Origin of the sequence: Streptomyces chattanoogensis, from assembly GCF_001294335.1 — a bacterium.
GTDB classification, from domain to species: domain Bacteria; phylum Actinomycetota; class Actinomycetes; order Streptomycetales; family Streptomycetaceae; genus Streptomyces; species Streptomyces chattanoogensis.
In genome coordinates, this window is record NZ_LGKG01000185.1 from 160859 (window position 1) to 177736 (window position 16878).

16 protein-coding genes are annotated in these 16878 nt (G+C 70.9%); 12 read left to right on the plus strand and 4 right to left on the minus strand.

Annotation, left to right across the window (positions count from 1 at the left end; all coding sequences use genetic code 11):
* The first annotated feature begins 60 nt into the window (after positions 1 to 60).
* From ADL29_RS35400 to ADL29_RS35440, 9 genes are all read left to right on the plus strand, one after another.
* Entirely contained in the window at positions 61 to 993 is a 933-nt protein-coding gene (locus tag ADL29_RS35400) for an N-acetylneuraminate synthase family protein (RefSeq protein WP_053927604.1), read from the plus strand.
* Positions 994 to 1157: 164 nt separating this feature from the next.
* Positions 1158 to 2234: a hypothetical protein gene (locus tag ADL29_RS35405; RefSeq protein ID WP_053927652.1), complete on the plus strand. Its 1077-nt coding sequence runs from the start codon at positions 1158 to 1160 to the stop codon at positions 2232 to 2234.
* Between the two features lie 183 nt (positions 2235 to 2417).
* Complete coding sequence (locus ADL29_RS35410) at positions 2418 to 3611, plus strand: amidohydrolase (RefSeq protein ID WP_053927653.1); 1194 nt, start codon at positions 2418 to 2420, stop codon at positions 3609 to 3611.
* 257 nt (positions 3612 to 3868) lie between these two features.
* Positions 3869 to 4906, plus strand: coding sequence for a BMP family lipoprotein (locus ADL29_RS35415; protein ID WP_053927605.1), 1038 nt, complete (start codon positions 3869 to 3871; stop codon positions 4904 to 4906).
* Positions 4907 to 5086: 180 nt separating this feature from the next.
* A complete protein-coding gene (locus ADL29_RS35420; RefSeq protein ID WP_107095166.1) occupies positions 5087 to 6715 on the plus strand; it encodes an ABC transporter ATP-binding protein in 1629 nt (542 codons plus the stop codon).
* Entirely contained in the window at positions 6712 to 7818 is a 1107-nt protein-coding gene (locus ADL29_RS35425; RefSeq protein ID WP_053927607.1) for an ABC transporter permease, read from the plus strand. Before ADL29_RS35420 ends, ADL29_RS35425 begins: the two co-directional genes overlap by 4 nt.
* On the plus strand, positions 7815 to 9104 hold the full coding sequence (locus tag ADL29_RS35430; protein ID WP_053927608.1) for an ABC transporter permease: 1290 nt from the start codon (positions 7815 to 7817) through the stop codon (positions 9102 to 9104). The genes ADL29_RS35425 and ADL29_RS35430 overlap by 4 nt, the downstream gene beginning before the upstream one ends.
* Complete coding sequence (locus tag ADL29_RS35435) at positions 9101 to 9496, plus strand: cytidine deaminase (RefSeq protein ID WP_053927609.1); 396 nt, start codon at positions 9101 to 9103, stop codon at positions 9494 to 9496. The genes ADL29_RS35430 and ADL29_RS35435 overlap by 4 nt, the downstream gene beginning before the upstream one ends.
* 128 nt (positions 9497 to 9624) lie before the next feature.
* The gene (locus tag ADL29_RS35440) at positions 9625 to 10902 is read left to right on the plus strand and encodes a thymidine phosphorylase (RefSeq protein ID WP_053927654.1); all 1278 of its coding nucleotides are present in this window, start codon (positions 9625 to 9627) and stop codon (positions 10900 to 10902) included.
* A gap of 126 nt (positions 10903 to 11028) precedes the next feature.
* On the opposite strand, the gene ADL29_RS35445 is transcribed toward ADL29_RS35440, so the two are convergent.
* Positions 11029 to 12216: an MFS transporter gene (locus ADL29_RS35445; protein ID WP_245689766.1), complete on the minus strand. Its 1188-nt coding sequence runs from the start codon at positions 12214 to 12216 to the stop codon at positions 11029 to 11031.
* Between the two features lie 119 nt (positions 12217 to 12335).
* Between ADL29_RS35445 and ADL29_RS35450 the strand changes: the two genes are divergently transcribed.
* Entirely contained in the window at positions 12336 to 13274 is a 939-nt protein-coding gene (locus ADL29_RS35450; protein WP_053927610.1) for a LysR family transcriptional regulator, read from the plus strand.
* Between the two features lie 124 nt (positions 13275 to 13398).
* Here ADL29_RS35450 and ADL29_RS35455 read toward each other — a convergent pair whose 3' ends face one another.
* Positions 13399 to 14166 carry an alpha/beta hydrolase gene (locus ADL29_RS35455; RefSeq protein ID WP_053927611.1) on the minus strand — a complete coding sequence of 256 codons (768 nt, stop codon included), beginning with the start codon at positions 14164 to 14166 and terminating at the stop codon, positions 13399 to 13401.
* Between the two features lie 103 nt (positions 14167 to 14269).
* Between ADL29_RS35455 and ADL29_RS35460 the strand changes: the two genes are divergently transcribed.
* Both ADL29_RS35460 and ADL29_RS35465 read left to right on the plus strand, forming a co-directional pair.
* Positions 14270 to 15385 (plus strand): adenosine deaminase, encoded by a 1116-nt coding sequence (locus ADL29_RS35460; RefSeq protein ID WP_053927612.1) that lies wholly within the window; start codon positions 14270 to 14272, stop codon positions 15383 to 15385.
* 217 nt (positions 15386 to 15602) lie between these two features.
* The gene (locus ADL29_RS35465) at positions 15603 to 15938 is read left to right on the plus strand and encodes a hypothetical protein (protein WP_046926317.1); all 336 of its coding nucleotides are present in this window, start codon (positions 15603 to 15605) and stop codon (positions 15936 to 15938) included.
* Positions 15939 to 16046: 108 nt separating this feature from the next.
* Here ADL29_RS35465 and ADL29_RS35470 read toward each other — a convergent pair whose 3' ends face one another.
* Positions 16047 to 16256: a PspC domain-containing protein gene (locus tag ADL29_RS35470; protein WP_046926316.1), complete on the minus strand. Its 210-nt coding sequence runs from the start codon at positions 16254 to 16256 to the stop codon at positions 16047 to 16049.
* A gap of 46 nt (positions 16257 to 16302) precedes the next feature.
* Complete coding sequence (locus tag ADL29_RS35475; protein ID WP_046926315.1) at positions 16303 to 16854, minus strand: VanZ family protein; 552 nt, start codon at positions 16852 to 16854, stop codon at positions 16303 to 16305.
* Positions 16855 to 16878 lie beyond the last annotated feature (24 nt).

The window sequence follows — 16878 nt, forward strand, 5'->3', positions numbered from 1 at the left end:
CCACCCCCTCACCACCCTTCCCGATCCACCGCGATCCCCCGATATCGAAGGAACCTCCCCATGAGCAGCAACTCCCGCATCCGCAACCTCGGCAACCGCGAGGCCGGCCCCGGCCGCCCCGTCTACGTCACCGGCGAGATCGGCATCAACCACAACGGCGACCTGGAGAACGCGTTCGCGCTGATCGACGCCGCCGCCGACGCCGGCTGCGACGCGGTCAAGTTCCAGAAGCGGACCCCGGAGATCTGCACCCCGCGCGACCAGTGGGACATCGAGCGCGACACCCCCTGGGGCCGGATGACCTACATCGACTACCGCCACCGTGTGGAGTTCGACGAGGACGGCTACCGCGCCATCGACGAGTACTGCAAGAAGCGCGGCATCGCCTGGTTCGCCTCCCCGTGGGACGTCGAGTCCGTCGCCTTCCTCGAGAAGTTCGACGTGCCCTGCTACAAGGTCGCCTCCGCCTCGCTCACCGACGACGAGCTGCTGCGCGCCATGCGCGCCACCGGCCGTACGGTGATCCTCTCCACCGGCATGTCGACCCCCAAGCAGATCCGCCACGCGGTCGAGGTCCTGGGCAGCGACAACATCCTCCTCTGCCACGCCACCAGCACCTACCCGGCCAAGGCCGAGGAGCTCAACCTCCGCATGATCAACACCCTGCAGGAGGAGTACCCCAACGTCCCGATCGGCTACAGCGGCCACGAGACCGGCCTGCAGACCACCCTCGCCGCGGTCGCCCTCGGCGCCACCTTCATCGAGCGCCACATCACCCTCGACCGCGCCATGTGGGGCTCCGACCAGGCCGCCTCCGTCGAGCCGCAGGGCCTGTCCCGCCTGGTCCGCGACATCCGCACCATCGAGGAGTCCCTCGGTGACGGCGTCAAGAAGGTCTACGAGAGCGAGCTCGGCCCGATGAAGAAGCTGCGCCGCGTCACCGGTGTGGTGGCCGAGGCCGAGGCCGCCGACCGCGAGCCGGCCGCCGTCTGACCGCCTGGCAGACAGGAGTTCCGCACGTGAGCTCACCAGAAGGGACCCACGCCGCCTTCGCGCCCGGCGTCGAGGTCCCGCCCCGGGAGACGACGGGCATCACCGCCCGTCGTCTCCTCGGGGTACCCCGGCAGCGCACCCGGACCGACCCCACCGGTGACGACATGACCCCCGCCCCCGCGGACAGCGGCACCCTCGCCTTCGTCGAGAGCCCGGTCCAGCTGCTGAACGTCCTCGAATGGGCGCACACCGCCCAGGCCACCGCCCTCACCGTCGTCGTGCTCTCCCCGCACGACCCGATGACCCGCGGCCAGCTGCGCCGGATGGCCGAACTCGCCCGCGACGAGGGCCACACGGTCCGCTGGGAAGAGGCCCGCGGCGGCCCCACCGCCCCGCTCCGCACCATCGGCGGCCTCACCCCGCTCCTCCGCCGCGCCTGCCGCATCGTCCTCGGCGACCCGTTCTCCCGCTACGTCCAGCTCCTGCTGACCCTCACCCGGGCCCGCGAGCTGGTGGTGGTCGACGACGGCACCGCCACCATGGAGTTCATCGGCCAACTGGCCCGCGGCGAACGGCTGGTGCGCTGGCACCGCCACGGCACCGGACGCGGCGCCCGGGACCTGCTCTTCGCCCCGTTCGCGAACACGGCCCGCCGCCGGCTCACCCCGGCACCCGAGGGCCGCCGGCGCCGCCGCACCATCGGCCTCTTCAGCTCCATGCCCGTCGACGTGCCCCCCGGCGTCCAGGTCACCGCCAACGACTTCGCCTGGACCCGCGCCCGCTTCGGCCCGCCCCGCCTCACCCGCGGCACCGACCTCGTCGGCACCTCCCTCGTCGAGACCGGCGTGGTCGACGCCGACCGCTATCTGGAGGCCGTACGCACCCTGGCCCGTACCCACGGCGCCACCCGCTACTTCGCCCACCGCCGCGAAAGCACCGACAAACTCCGCCGGCTCGCCACGGAGACGGGCCTGGAGGTCGTACGCCCCGACCTCCCCCTCGAACTGATCGCCCGCCGCGGCCCCATCGGCCGGCTGATCCTCAGCTTCCCCTCGACCGTCGTCCACACCCTGCCGCTCGCGCTCCTGGGCACCGAGGTCAGGGTCGCCGTCTGCGACATCGACCCGGCCTGGCTGACGGCCGGCGCCTCTCCGCGCGCACAGGGCTTTCTGGACGGCGTCACCGGCACAGCCCGTGACGTACAACGGCTCCATTTCACAGGGGAGCCGGCCGCCGGGTGACGCCGGGAGCGGCCGGTGGGCGGCCCTCGGACGGCCGCCGGAGGAAACTCAATTGCATACCCTCCCCGCGAACCATCCATGCCCCACCCGGGCTGATTTTCGTCCCCTAACGGGCTGAACTTTTGTTGATCGAGGGACAGTTGCCCCCTCGGGGCCCGTAACCTTCAACGGGTGAACGAACTGATGTCGCTCCCCGGTACCCTCCCCGAGACCCTGTTCGCCGAACTCATCGTCTTCCGCCGCGACTTGCACATGCACCCCGAGCTCGGCAACCAGGAGCTCCGCACCACCGCGGCGATCAAGGACCGTCTCGAGCGGGCCGGCCTGCACCCGCAGGTCCTGGCCACCGGTACCGGCCTCATCTGTGACATCGGTACGGAGGAGGGCGCCGCCGAAGGAGGCCTGCTGGCCCTCCGGGCGGACATCGACGCCCTCCCCATCCCCGACACCAAGACCGTCCCCTACGCCTCCTCGGTCCCCGGCCGCGCCCATGCCTGCGGCCACGACGTGCACACCACCGCCGTCCTCGGCGCGGGCCTGGTCCTGGCGGAACTGGCCCGCGAGGGACGGCTGCCCCGCCCCGTGCGCCTGCTCTTCCAGCCCGCGGAGGAGGTCCTCCCCGGCGGCGCCACCGACGCCCTCGAATCCGGCGTCCTGGAGAACGTCGGCCGCATCCTCGCCGTCCACTGCGACCCGCGCGTCGACGCCGGCCGGATCGGACTCCGCACGGGAGCGATCACCTCGGCCTGCGACCGTCTGGAGGTCGGGCTCGAGGGCCCCGGCGGCCATACCGCCCGCCCCCACCTGACCACCGACATGGTCACCGCCGCAGCCCGGATCGCCCTCGACGTGCCGGCCCTGATCGCCCGCCGCGTGGACGCCCGCGCCGGCCTCGCCATCACCTGGGGCCGCCTGGAATCCGGCCACGCCTGCAACGTCATCCCCCAGCAGGCCGAGCTCTCCGGCACGGTCCGCTGCCTCGACCTCGACGCCTGGCACCAGGCCCCCGACCTCGTCCACGCCGCCATCGACGAGGTCGCCGCGCTGTACGGCGCCAAGTCCCAGATCACCTATGTCCGCGGCGTGCCCCCGGTCGTGAACGAGGCGGTGAGCGCCCAGCTCCTCAACGACGCCATGGCGGCCCGCCGGGGCCTCCACTCCATCGAGACCACCGAGCAGTCCCTCGGCGGCGAGGACTTCTCCTGGTACCTCGAGCACGTCCCGGGCGCCATGGCCCGCCTCGGTGTCCGCCACCCCGGCGCCCGGCACCAGTACGACCTGCACCGCGGCGACTTCGACGTGGACGAAGAGGCGATCCGGGTGGGGGTCGAACTGTTCACGGCGGCGTCGCTGCTCGACGCGGGCCTCGCGGACTGACCCGCGCGCCGGGGCGATCGGAATCGGCCAGGTGCGGGGGACCCGCCGGATGCGATCTTGCCTGCGGGCCCGGGGGGCATCCCGCCCCCGACCTGCCCTCCGCCGCCCCGTGACCCATGGTCGCGGCCCCGTTACGGAGGGCCCCTTCGCGACGAATCGATAACGTCCACACAGTGGAGGGTTTTGCGCCAGGTCTACGCGCGTTAATCTCCCGACAGTCAGCGCCAAAGGTGGCGCTACGAGTCGAAGGGGCCCTCGTGCACCGGGTATCCAAGATCGTTGCCGCGGGCATTGCCACCGCGGCCCTCACGCTCTCGCTGAGCGCCTGCGGCGAGTCGTCCACCGAGTCCGGTGGCAAGGACAAGGGCGTCGGGCTCGCCTTCGACGTCGGCGGCCGGGACGACCACTCGTTCAACGAGGCGGCGGCTCGTGGCGTGGACAAGGCCGAGAAGGACCTCGGCGTGAAGTCCAAGATGATGACCGCCAAGAACGGCGAGACCGAGGCGGACCGCGAGCAGCGGCTGTCCTCGCTGGCCGAGGCGGGCTTCAACCCCGTCATCGGGGTCGGCTTCAACTACGGCAAGTCCGTCAACAAGGTCGCCAAGCAGTTCCCGAAGACCACCTTCGGCGTCGTCGACTCCCCCTCCCAGGCCAAGAACGTCTACGGCATGGTCTTCGCCGAGCACGAGGGCTCCTACCTCGCCGGTGTCGCCGCCGCGCTGAAGAGCAAGACCCACAAGGTCGGCTTCATCGGCGGTGTGAACAACGCGCTGATCCAGAAGTTCCAGGCCGGCTTCGAGCAGGGCGTCAAGGACACCGACTCCAAGGCGAAGGTCACCTCCGAGTACCTCTACGCCAACGACGACAAGGGCTTCAACGACCCGGCGGCCGCGAAGGGCAAGGCCAAGGGCATGCTCGACGCCGGTATCGACGTGATCTACACCGCGGCCGGACAGTCCGGCAACGGCTCGATCGAGACCGTCGCCGGCAAGAAGGGCACCTGGGCGATCGGCGTCGACTCCGACCAGTACCTGCAGCCGGGTCTGGCCAAGTACAAGAGCTCGATCCTCACGTCGGTGATGAAGAACGTCGACGTGGCGGTGTACGACCTGGTCAAGAGCGTGCATGACAAGAAGCCGCTGACCGGCAACAAGGCCTACACCCTCAAGGACGACGGCGTGCGGCTGTCCACCTCGGGCGGCTTCATCGACGACATCCAGGCCAAGATCGACGCGGCGAAGAAGAAGATCGCGTCGGGCCAGGTGAAGGTCAACGACACCCCCGGCAAGCAGTAAGGTCTTTCCGGCCCGGCCCGGCGGCAGCACGCCGCCGCGCCGGGCCGTTCGCCGGTCCAGACCGGCAGCTTTTCCGGCTTTTTTTCGGCGTCAACACTACGCGCGTAGCGTGGAGTTGGCGCGATATCTTCGCCTCCCCGCTCCTCAGTACCACTCCCTGTCCCCCAAGGAGAGTGCGCCATCAAAGCGTCCAGCAGCCCCCAGGCAGACAGCGCCCCCGCCGCGGCACCGGCGGTGGAACTCCGCGGGATCACCAAGCGGTTCCCGGGAGTCGTCGCCAACCACGACATCGACATCACCATCCGCCGCGGCACCGTGCATGCGCTGGTCGGTGAGAACGGCGCCGGCAAGTCCACGCTGATGAAGATCCTCTACGGCATGCAGAAGCCGGACGAGGGCACCATCAGCATCGACGGCGACCAGGTCAGCTTCCACAGCCCGGCCGACGCCATCGCCCGCGGCATCGGCATGGTGCACCAGCACTTCATGCTCGCCGACAACCTCACCGTCCTGGAGAACGTCGTTCTCGGCGGGGAGAAGCTGCACGGCATCAGCGGCAAGGCCCGCGCCGAGATCCTCAAGATCTCCGACCGCTACGGCCTCGGCGTCCGCCCCGACGTCCTCGTCGAGGACCTCGGCGTCGCCGACCGCCAGCGGGTGGAGATCCTCAAGGTCCTCTACCGCGGTGCCCGTACGCTCATCCTCGACGAGCCGACCGCGGTCCTGGTCCCGCAGGAGGTCGACGCGCTCTTCGACAACCTGCGCGAGCTCAAGGCCGAGGGCCTGACCGTCATCTTCATCTCCCACAAGCTGGGCGAGGTGCTCTCGGTCGCCGACGACATCACCGTCATCCGGCGCGGCACCACCGTCGCCTCCGTCGTCCCCAGCGAGACCACGCCCAAGCAGCTCGCCGAGCTGATGGTCGGCGCCGAGCTGCCCTCGCCGGAGACCCGCGAGTCCACCGTCACGGACGTGGAGATGCTGAAGGTCGAAGGGCTGCGGCTGAGCACCGCCGACGCGGAGGGCGTGGAGCGCACCGTCCTGGACGATGTGTCGCTGACCATCCACAAGGGCGAGGTCCTGGGCATCGCGGGTGTGGAGGGCAACGGCCAGGCCGAACTGGTCGAGGCCATCATGGGCATGCACGACCCCGACGCCGGCACCATCAGCCTGGACGGCATCGACATCAGCCATCTGCCCACCCGCACCCGGCGCGAGGACGGCATCGGCTACATCCCCGAGGACCGCCACCGGCACGGCCTGCTGCTGGAGGCCCCCCTGTGGGAGAACCGCATCCTGGGCCATGTCACCGAGAAGCCCAACGCCAAGGGCCGGCTGCTGGACCTGAAGGCCGCCCGTGCCGACACCGAGCGGATCGTCCGCGAGTACGACGTCCGCACCCCCGGCATCGAGGTCACCGCGGCCTCGCTCTCCGGCGGCAACCAGCAGAAGCTGATCGTCGGCCGTGAGATGAGCCATCACCCCAAGCTGCTGATCGCCGCGCACCCCACCCGGGGCGTGGACGTCGGCGCCCAGGCCCAGATCTGGGACCAGATCCGCGAGGCGCGCCGCGAAGGCCTGGCCGTCCTGCTGATCTCCGCCGACCTGGACGAGCTCATCGGGCTGTCCGACAACCTGCGGGTCATGTACCGCGGCCGCCTGGTCGCGGACGCGGACCCCGCCACCATCACCCCGGAGGAGCTGGGCTCGGCCATGACCGGCGCCGCCAGCGGCCATCTCGTCCATTCCGACGGCGACACCGCCGCGGAGCGGGAGCCGCGCTCGTCCCAGGAGGGAGAGTCCGAGTGAAGAAGCTCGACAAGAACAAGCTGATCCTGGGCATCGCCGCGCCCGTCCTGGCGATCGTCGCGGCGCTGGCCATCACCTCGGTGATCATCCTGGCCACCGGCAAGGACCCGGTCCACGCCTACCTGGTGATGGCCGACTTCGGTTCCAAGAGCGACAGCCAGGTCTGGATCATCAACAAGGCGGTCCCGTACTACCTGTCCGCGCTGGCCGTCGCCATCGGCTTCCGGATGAACCTCTTCAACATCGGGGTCGACGGCCAGTACCGCATCGCGGCGTTCTTCGCCGCGGTGGTCGGCGGTGCGCTGACCCTCCCCGGCTTCCTGCAGATCCCGCTGATCATCATCGTCGCGATGCTGGTCGGCTCGGTCTGGGCGGGCATCGCGGGCCTGCTGAAGACCACCCGCGGCGTCAGCGAGGTGATCACCACGATCATGCTGAACGCCATCGCGGCCGCGGTCATCGGCTACTTCCTCCAGGACGGCCGGCTCGCGGTCAAGGACGGCAACCTCTTCCACACGCCGAACCTCCCGGCCTCCAGCCACTTCTTCACCATCCCGACCCAGCCCGCTCCCCTCGACGGCTTCCTCGTCATCGCGGTCGTCGTCGGCTTCGTGTACTGGTTCATGCTCAACCGCACCCGCTTCGGCTTCGACCTGCGCACGGTCGGCCAGTCCGAGTCCGCGGCCGAGGCGGGCGGCGTCAACGTCAAGCGCATGATCGTCACCTCCATGCTGCTGTCCGGCGCCGCGGCCGGCCTGATCGGCATGCCGACGCTGCTCGGCGTCTCGTACAACTACGGCACCGACTTCCCCATCGGCATCGGCTTCACCGGCATCGCCATCGCGCTGCTGGGCCGTAACCACCCGGTCGGGATGGCCGCCGGCGCGCTGCTGTGGGGCTTCCTCGAGCGCACCGGCACCCAGCTCGAATTCGAGGACTACGAGCAGGAGATCGTCGGCGTGATGCAGGGCGTCATCGTGCTGTGCGTCGTCATCGCCTACGAACTCGTGCGCCGCTACGGCCTCAGACTCCAGCAGCGGCAGGTCGGCGAGCAGCTCGCCGCCCAGGCCCGTAAGACCGAGAAGGCGGAGGTGTCCTCGTGAGCACGAACCTCACGGCTCCGGTCGACCAGAGCCCCCATCATCACAAGCCCAAGATCCCCCGGGCCAGGCTCAGCTACCCCAAGGTCCTGCTGATCATTTCGGGCAGCCTGATCCTGCTGTCCCTGCTGCGTGTCGTCACCGGCGCCACCAACCTGACCGGATCCGGCCAGTACACCGCCGCGCTCAATGCCGCGGTGCCGATCGGCCTGGCCGGCCTGGGCGGTCTGTGGGCCGAGCGCTCCGGCGTCATCAACATCGGCCTCGAAGGCATGATGATGCTCGGCGCGTTCTCCGCGGGCGCGGTCGGCTGGCAGCACGGCCCCTGGGCCGCGGCGGCGGCCGGCATCGTCGGCGGTGCGCTCGGCGGACTGCTGCACGCGCTCGCCACCGTCACCTTCGGCGTCGACCACATCATCTCCGGTGTCGCCATCAACATCATGGCGCTCGGGCTGACCCAGTTCCTCGCCAAACTGTGGTTCGGCGCGGACGGCAGTGCGGCCGCGGCCGCCGGCGGCAACGACAAGCAGTCGCCGCCGATGCCCGACATGCCGACGTTCACCGTCCCCGGCCTGTCCGACTGGCTCTACTCCATCGAGCAGCACCACTGGTTCCTGGTCTCCGACGTGGCCGGCATCGCCGGCTCCCTGGTCACCAACGTCTCCTGGCTGACCGTGGTGACCGCCGTCGTCTTCGTGCTCACCTTCTTCGTCCTGTGGCGCTCCGCCTTCGGCCTGCGGCTGCGCTCCTGCGGCGAGGGCCCGATCGCGGCCGAGTCGCTGGGCGTCAACGTCTACCGCTACAAGTACGCCGCGGTGGTCGTCTCCGGCGCGCTGGCCGGCCTCGGCGGCGCGTTCCTGGCGATCTACGTCCACATCTACCAGGACGGCCAGACCGGCGGCCGCGGCTACATCGGCCTCGCCACCATGATCTTCGGCAACTGGCGGCCGGGCGGCGTCGCCATGGGCGCCGGCCTGTTCGGCTTCATGGACGCGCTCCAGCTGCGCGGCGGCGGGCCCACCGTCCACGCGCTGCTGCTCCTGCTCGCCGTGCTGCTGGTCGGCCTGGCGCTGTGGAAGTTCCGCGGCGGGCGGCGCACCCAGGCAGTGATCAGCCTGGTCGCCGCCGCGCTGCTCGCCCTCTGGTACGCGACCACCGACACGGTGCCGCTGGAGATCGTCGGCGTCGCCCCGTACATCGCCACGCTGCTCGTCCTCTCGCTGGCCGCGCAGCGACTGCGGCCGCCGAAGGCGATCGGCAAGATCTACCGGAGAGGCCAAGGCAAGTGAGTACTGCTCCCGACTGGGAGTCACTGCGGACGCAGGCCCGGGACGCGATGTCCCGGGCCTACGCCCCGTACTCCGGCTATCCCGTGGGCGCCGCCGCCCTGGTGGACGACGGCCGTACGGTCACCGGCTGCAATGTCGAGAACGCCTCGTACGGCCTCGCCCTGTGCGCCGAATGCGGCCTGGTGTCGGCCCTGTTCGCCGGGGGCGGCGGCCGGCTGACCGCCTTCACCTGCGTCGACGGCGCAGGCGAACTCCTCGTCCCGTGCGGCCGCTGCCGCCAGCTCCTGTACGAGCACGGGGGACCGGACCTCCTGGTCGACACGGCCGCCGGAATCCGGCCGCTGTCGGACCTCCTTCCGGACGCGTTCGGGCCGGGCCACCTCACGAAGTGAAGACCGCTGGCCGCCTCCCGTTCTATGCGTGTAGAACGGGGGGCGGCCAGGAAGGCGCCTCGCCCGACCGGCCTTGTGTCCTCCCGGCCTTCGCAGCCGACGTTGGAAAGGAAGCCCCCATGGGATCCATGGACGCCATCTCCGTCATCCGCACCAAGCGCGACCGCGGCGAGCTGACCCCCGATCAGATCGACTGGGTCATCGACGCCTACACCCGCGGCGAGGTCGCCCACGAACAGATGTCGTCCCTGGCCATGGCCATCTTCCTCAACGGCATGACCCGCACGGAGATCGCCCGCTGGACCGCCGCCATGATCGCCTCCGGTGACCGCATGGACTTCTCCGCCCTGCCCCGCCCCACCGCCGACAAGCACTCCACCGGCGGCGTCGGCGACAAGATCACCCTCCCCCTCGCCCCCCTGGTCGCCGCCTGCGGCGCGGCCGTCCCCCAGCTCTCCGGCCGCGGCCTCGGCCACACCGGCGGCACCCTCGACAAGCTCGAAGCCATCCCCGGCTGGCGCGCCCACCTCTCCAACGCCGAGATGCTGGACGTCCTGCGCGATGCCGGCTCGGTCATCTGCGCCGCCGGCGACGGCCTCGCCCCCGCCGACAAGAAGCTCTACGCCCTGCGTGACGTCACCGGCACCGTCGAGTCCATCCCCCTCATCGCCTCCTCCATCATGTCCAAGAAGATCGCCGAGGGCACCGGCTCCCTCGTCCTGGACGTGAAGGTGGGCTCCGGCGCCTTCATGAAGCACCTCGACGACGCCCGCGAACTGGCCTCCACCATGGTCGGACTGGGCACCGACCACGGCGTACGGACGGTCGCGCTGCTCACCGACATGTCCACGCCCCTCGGCCGGACGGCCGGCAACGCCCTCGAAGTCCGCGAATCCGTCGAGGTCCTGGCCGGCGGCGGCCCCGCCGACGTGGTCGAACTGACCCTGGCCCTGGCCCGCGAAATGCTCGACGCGGCCGGCCTGCCGGACGCCGACCCTGCCAAGGCCCTGGCCGACGGCTCCGCCATGGACCACTGGCGCCGCATGATCACCGCCCAGGGCGGCGACCCCGACGCGCCCCTCCCGCAGGCCCGCGAGACCCACATCCTCCCCGCCCCCTCCTCCGGCGTCCTCACCACCCTCGACGCCTACGCCGTCGGCCTCGCCGCCTGGCGCCTCGGCGCCGGCCGCGCCCGCAAGGAGGACCCGGTCCAGGCGGGCGCGGGCGTAGAAATGCACGCCAAGCCGGGCGACACGGTCGTCGCGGGCCAGCCCCTCCTGACCCTCCACACGGACACCCCGGAGAAGCTCCCGTACGCGCTGGAGGCGCTGGACGGCGGAGTGGTGGTCGGGGCGGCGGAGGCGGGATTCCACGCCTCGCCGGTGGTGTTGGAGCGGATCGGCTGACCGGTCCGCTGCGCTTTGCTGGTTTCTCCCCACGTTGTCGGCTTTCCCGCCGTAGGGGTTGTTCGCCGTTGCGCCTGCGGCGGGCTGGTTGCCGCTGCGCGGGGCTGTTCGGCAGCGGCACCGGGCTTACACGGCTCCGCCGCTACAGCCCGGCACCTCCCCGACGTAGTACGCGCACTGGTACAGGGCCGACGCCTGGGCGCGGGCCGTCTTGGCGGTGCGGCTGACCGCCGAGGAGGCGACCGCGTGGCCCGCGAAGAAGCCCGCGGTGATCAGGACCAGGCCCGTCAGGACCGCGGCCACCGAGTCGGTGAGCGAGAGCAGCAGACCGGTGGAGGTCGCGCCGACGGCCAGGTAGAGGGCGCCGCGGCGGCCCAGGCGGGCGACCAGCTGGCCGGCCGCGGCCGAGGAGACCGTACCGACCAGGTAGACGATGAAGATCGAACCGACGATGCCCTGCGGGAGGTTGAACGGCTCGGAGGTCAGGCGGTAGCCGATTACGGTGTAGACCGCGCCGAAGACCGTCATGAACAGCCCGCCGATGGCGTACAGGCGGCGCAGCAGCGGGTCGGCCAGGTGGCCGGCCAGGGTGCGGCCCAGAGCCCGCGGGCCGACCGAACGCGGCGCGAAATGCCGGGCCTTGGGCACCAGCAGCCGGAAGGCCACCGCGCACACCACGGCCATCACACCCACCGCGCCGAGCCCGGCCCGCCAGCCCCAGGCCTGGGCGACCCAGCCGGTCACGATCCGGCCGGACATCCCGCCGATGCTGTTGCCCGCCACGAACAGGCCGATGGCCGCCACGAGCGCCTTGGCCCGTACCTCTTCCGCCAGGAACGCCATCGCCGACGCGGGCAGACCCGCCAGCGCCACACCCTGGACGGCGCGCAGCGCGATCAGTACGCCGAGGGACGGCGCGAACGGGACCAGCATCGCGATCAGGGTCGCGACGGAGAGCGAGACGGTCATCAGGGCGCGGCGGCCGAAGCGCTCGGAGACGGCGCTGAGCGGGATCACCCCGAGCGCCAGCCCGAAGGTGGCCGCCGACACGGTCCAACTCGCCTGGTCCGGCGAGACATTGAGGTCGGCGGAGATCGCGGGCAGCAGCGCCTGCGTGGAGTACAGGAGCGCGAAGGTGGCGACTCCGGCGGCGAAGAGGGCGAAGCTCATCCGGCGGTAGCCGGGGCCGCCCGGGTGCAGCTTGCCGGACTCGGGGTCGACGGCAGCGGCGGCACGGGAAGAAGTGTCGGTGGACGACTGGGGAGAGGCGGCCGCACGGATGGTGACGGACGCCCCGGTATCAGCGGGAGGCATGCTTCGAAGGTAGGGCGACGCGCCTCATGCGTCCAATGCATGGAAACGACATAATCGATTCCGTGTCGCATGATCGCAGCTCACGAATCCCTCTGTCGCAACCTCGCAACAGAAAAGACATGACGGAAGTGGTGGACGCCACTGATCTTGGAGCAAATTCCTGGGCTTGGGCGCTCGCGCCGCGCCTCGCGCAGTTCACCGCGGTGGCCCGGCACGAGCATGTCACCCGCGCGGCCCAGGAGCTGGGCATGCCCCAGCCGACCCTCAGCCGCGCCATCGTCCGGCTGGAGGAGGACCTCGGCGTCGCCCTCTTCGCCCGGCACGGCCGCACCCTCTCGCTCACCCCGGCCGGACGTGCCTTTCTCGCCTCCGCCGAACGGATGCTGACGGACCTCGACCGCGCGACCGAGACCGTACGCGCCGACGCCGACCCGGCCGCCGGCAAGGTCGCCTTCGGCTTTCTGCACACCCTCGGCTCCGAGACGGTCCCCGGCCTGATCCGCACCTTCCGCGCCGACCATCCGCGGGTCCGCTTCCAGCTCGTACAGAACTACGGCGAGGCGATGATCGAACGCCTGCGGGCCGGCGATCTGGACCTCTGTCTGACCTCCCCCGTGCCGGACTACCCGGATCTGGTCGCCCGCCGCCTCGACGAGCAGAAGCTGCGGCTCGTCGTCCCGGACGACCATCCGCTGGCGCGCCGCAAGCGGATCCGGCTGGCGGAGGCGGCCGGCGAACTGTTCGTCACCCTCGAGCCGGGCTACGGGCTGCGCCGGATCACCGACGCGCTGTGTGCCGAGGCCGGATTCGCCCCGCGGGTCGCCTTCGAGGGGGAGGAGGCGGAGACGCTGCGCGGCCTGGTGGCGGCCGGGCTGGGGGTGGCACTGCTGCCGCCGCCCGCGGTGCCGCGCCCCGGCGTCGCCGAGCTGACGGTGACCGCACCCCGGGCGGTCCGGGAGATCGGCGTGGCCTGGCTGGACGGGCACCCGGACACGCCGCCGGTGGCCGCGTTCAAGAAGTTTCTGCTGAGTCGGAGGGGGGTGTTGCTGCCTCGATGACGCGTGGGAATACCGCCCTGCGCCCGCCCGTTCCGGACTCGCAGGGGGCTCGTGCATCCCCCAGGGGATCCGTTCGGCCAACCCCTCAGGGTCGGTGAGCGACACGGCCTCGCCCCGCCGCAGTTCAATGCCGCAACGACACCCCGAACCCCGACGCCAGCGGCATCCGCAGCCCCAGTGGCGGGGGCGCCGCCAGGGCGTCCTTCACCGGGCGGGCGAAGTCACGGGTGAAGAGGGAGCCGAGCAGGAAGTCGGTGGCGAGGGCGAAGACTTCGGCGCGGTGCTGGTGGAGGGAGTGGCCGTCCGAGTGGACCTCGAAGCGGCAGATGTCGCGGTTGACCTTCTTGGCGCGCTCGGCGTAGCGGTAGGAGAGATCGGGGTCGGTGCGTTCGTCGTTGGTGCCGTGGACGAGCAGGACCTGACGGCCGATGAGCTGTTTCACCGGATCGGGGGCGGCGGCATGCGGGGCGGGGTCGGGGAACCAGGGGGCGATGGCGAGGACGGAGTGGACGGCCGGGTGCCCGGCGGCGTGCAGGGCGGCGCGGGCGCCCATGCCCGTACCGACCAGGCAGACCGGCACATCGCCGTAGCGGCGGACGATCTCGTCCAGGGCCCAGGCGGCGTCCCGTGCGGGATGGGCGGCGGAGCCGTTCCAGCCGCGGCAGCGGTAGCGCAGGACATGGGCGGTCAGGCCTTCGGGGCGGCCCGCCTTCGCCAGCCGGACCGCGAGCGGCCGCACCGCCAGGGCCGAGATCGGCGAGGGACGGCCCACCCCGGTCGGGCCGCCTGCGGGCAGTAACAGGGCGACCCCGTTCACGGTCCGGTCCGCCCTGGCCGTTCCGCGCGGTTTCCCCAGCCGGGCCTCGCGCACCGGCAGCGCTTGCTGAGCCATGACGAGAACGATGACAGAAGGTGGGGCGGCGGCCACCCTGCGGACGGGTCACTGTTACGTATCGTTCGGTGAGATCTACGCGCGTAGGGGCTAGAGTGCGCAAATGACGAGCGAGACCAGCACTCTCCCGACCAGTGAACAGATCCGTCGCGCCCCCAAGGTGCTGCTGCACGATCACCTCGACGGCGGCCTGCGTCCCGGCACCGTCGTCGACCTCGCCCGCGAGACGGGCTATGACGGCCTGCCCGAGTCCGATCCCGAGAAGCTGGGGATCTGGTTCCGCGAGGCGGCCGACTCCGGCTCGCTGGAGCGCTATCTGGAGACCTTCGCGCACACCTGCGCCGTCATGCAGACCAAGGAAGCGCTCCGGCGCGTCGCCGCGGAGTGCGCCGAGGACCTGGCCGCGGACGGTGTGGTCTACGCCGAGGTCCGGTACGCCCCCGAGCAGCACCTGGAGAAGGGGCTGAGCCTCGAAGAGGTCGTCGAGGCTGTCAACGAGGGCTTCCGCGAGGGCGAGCGGCGGGCCCGCGAGAACGGCCACCGCATCCGCGTCGGCGCCCTGCTGACCGCCATGCGGCACGCCGCCCGCGCCCTGGAGATCGCCGAACTCGCCAACCGCTACCGCGACTCGGGCGTCGTCGGCTTCGACATCGCGGGCGCCGAGGCCGGCTTCCCGCCCACCCGCCACCTCGACGCCTTCGAGTACCTCAAGCGGGAGAACAACCACTTCACCATCCACGCCGGTGAGGCCTTCGGCCTGCCGTCCATCTGGCAGGCGCTCCAGTGGTGCGGCGCCGACCGCCTCGGCCACGGCGTGCGCATCATCGACGACATCGAGGTCGACGACGACGGCGCGGTCAAGCTCGGCCGGCTCGCCTCGTACGTACGCGACAAGCGCATCCCGCTGGAGATGTGCCCCACCTCCAACCTCCAGACGGGCGCCGCCACCTCCTACGCAGAGCACCCCATCGGGCTGCTGCGCCGGCTGCAGTTCCGCCTCACGGTCAACACCGACAACCGGCTGATGAGCGGGACGAGCATGTCCCGGGAATTCGAGCACCTGGTCAGGACATTCCGATACACGCTCGATGACCTGCAGTGGTTTACAGTCAATGCGATGAAATCAGCATTCATTCCTTTCGATGAACGTCTGGCCATGATCAACGATGTGATCAAGCCCGGATATGCGGAGCTGCGGGCCGAATGGCTGTTCCGGTAAGCGCCGGTGAGTGGCGGCACGCTCCGGTGTGAGCAGGGGATTTGACGCTGTGTAAGGCGCATCGGGGGGCGAGGGTCCCGCTATAGCGGAACGGCCGGTGGATTTCCACCGGCCGTTTTTCTGCGGCCGTGGGTGTTTGCGGTGGCGGCAATCGCGTCACTAGGTTGATTTGCCGGTCGAGCCCCGATCACCATCCCCATCACAAGGACGTATTTCGATGAAGCAGGGAACCATGAAGACTCTCGGTGCCGCCGTGCTCGGTGCTGCCTTCGCCGTCACCGCAGCGGGCACCGCCTCCGCGGCCTCGCCGGTGAACCCCGCCGACGCCACCGGCCTGTTGGGCAAGGTGTCGGGGGCCACCAAGACCGTCTCGGGGGCCACCAAGACCGTTTCGGGTGCCACCAAGACCGTGTCGGGGGCCGCCCACGGCGTCAAGCCGGCCGGCGGCGACATCCAGACCCCCACCAACTCGAAGGGCAACACGCTGGGCGGGGTGCCGCTCGAGGAGGTCAAGGGTGTCACCGGGGTGGTCCCGGGGGTCAACCTCCGCTGAACGGCCGCCGAGCCCAGCGCCGTGCCCCGGCGCCCACGCCGCAACGCGTGGGCGCCGGGGCACCGCCATGTCCGGCCCGGTCCGCCGCGCGCCGCGGCGGGCGCCTGACTACCAGGCGGTGGCGCTGGTGGCCTTGTCCTCCGAGGGGAGGAATATCCACAGCGCGAGGTAGACGAGGAACTGCGGGCCCGGCAGCAGGCACGACAGCAGGAAGATCACCCGCATCGTCGCCGGGGTGGTGCCGAAGCGACGGGCCAGACCCGCGCACACTCCGGCGATCATTCGGTTGTTGCGGGGGCGGACCAGTGCGGCGGCCATGATGGACGACTCCTTTTCGACTTCGTGGGGCGTTTGCCCCGATGTCTCAAAGGTAGGTCCGGCTGCCCGAGAGGACGTCAGCCTGCGGGGTGAGTCCGACCCTGGAGATCTTCGGGGTCGTATCCCTGAGACGCTCCTCCCGGCGGCGGAGCCGGTGCCGGGCCCCAGGGACGACGGCCAGGTGGACCACCGCCACCCCGACCGTGTGCAGCAGCACCGAGTCCACGTCCGCGACCTGCCCCGGCACCCCGGCCTGCAGCAGCTCGATGGCCAGCGCGATCATCGCGCCGGCGAAGACGGTACGGGTCAGGGACACCAGCGGCGACACATACAGCCGCCCGGCCGCCATGGGGAGCAGCACCCCCAACGGCGCCAGCAGCAGCGCCTGGCCGCCCAGGCTCTGCACCGCATGCCACGGCCCGCGGGCCAGCTCCACGCTGATCGACGCCAGCGGCTGAAGATTGGGCGCGGGCACCCACAGCACCGTACGGGGCCGCAGCGTCAGCCAGCCGACAATCAGCAGATGCGCCACCAGCAGGAGAAGTCCGGTGGCGCGCATACGGAGGGCGGCGGTGTCGCCGGAACCATGACGCTGCACAAAGGCCAGGACGCCGGTAGCGGG

What these genes read in the sequence shown, in the direction of transcription:
- ADL29_RS35460 (WP_053927612.1), top strand. Translation starts at nt 14,270, where the DNA reads ATGACGAGCGAGACCAGCACTCTCCCGACCAGTGAACAGATCCGTCGC.
- ADL29_RS35440 (WP_053927654.1), top strand. Translation starts at nt 9,625, where the DNA reads ATGGACGCCATCTCCGTCATCCGCACCAAGCGCGACCGCGGCGAGCTG.
- ADL29_RS35465 (WP_046926317.1), top strand. Translation starts at nt 15,603, where the DNA reads ATGAAGCAGGGAACCATGAAGACTCTCGGTGCCGCCGTGCTCGGTGCT.
- ADL29_RS35410 (WP_053927653.1), top strand. Translation starts at nt 2,418, where the DNA reads ATGTCGCTCCCCGGTACCCTCCCCGAGACCCTGTTCGCCGAACTCATC.
- ADL29_RS35445 (WP_245689766.1), bottom strand. Translation starts at nt 12,216, where the DNA reads ATGCCTCCCGCTGATACCGGGGCGTCCGTCACCATCCGTGCGGCCGCC.
- ADL29_RS35455 (WP_053927611.1), bottom strand. Translation starts at nt 14,166, where the DNA reads ATGGCTCAGCAAGCGCTGCCGGTGCGCGAGGCCCGGCTGGGGAAACCG.
- ADL29_RS35400 (WP_053927604.1), top strand. Translation starts at nt 61, where the DNA reads ATGAGCAGCAACTCCCGCATCCGCAACCTCGGCAACCGCGAGGCCGGC.
- ADL29_RS35470 (WP_046926316.1), bottom strand. Translation starts at nt 16,256, where the DNA reads ATGGCCGCCGCACTGGTCCGCCCCCGCAACAACCGAATGATCGCCGGA.
- ADL29_RS35450 (WP_053927610.1), top strand. Translation starts at nt 12,336, where the DNA reads ATGACGGAAGTGGTGGACGCCACTGATCTTGGAGCAAATTCCTGGGCT.
- ADL29_RS35405 (WP_053927652.1), top strand. Translation starts at nt 1,158, where the DNA reads ATGACCCCCGCCCCCGCGGACAGCGGCACCCTCGCCTTCGTCGAGAGC.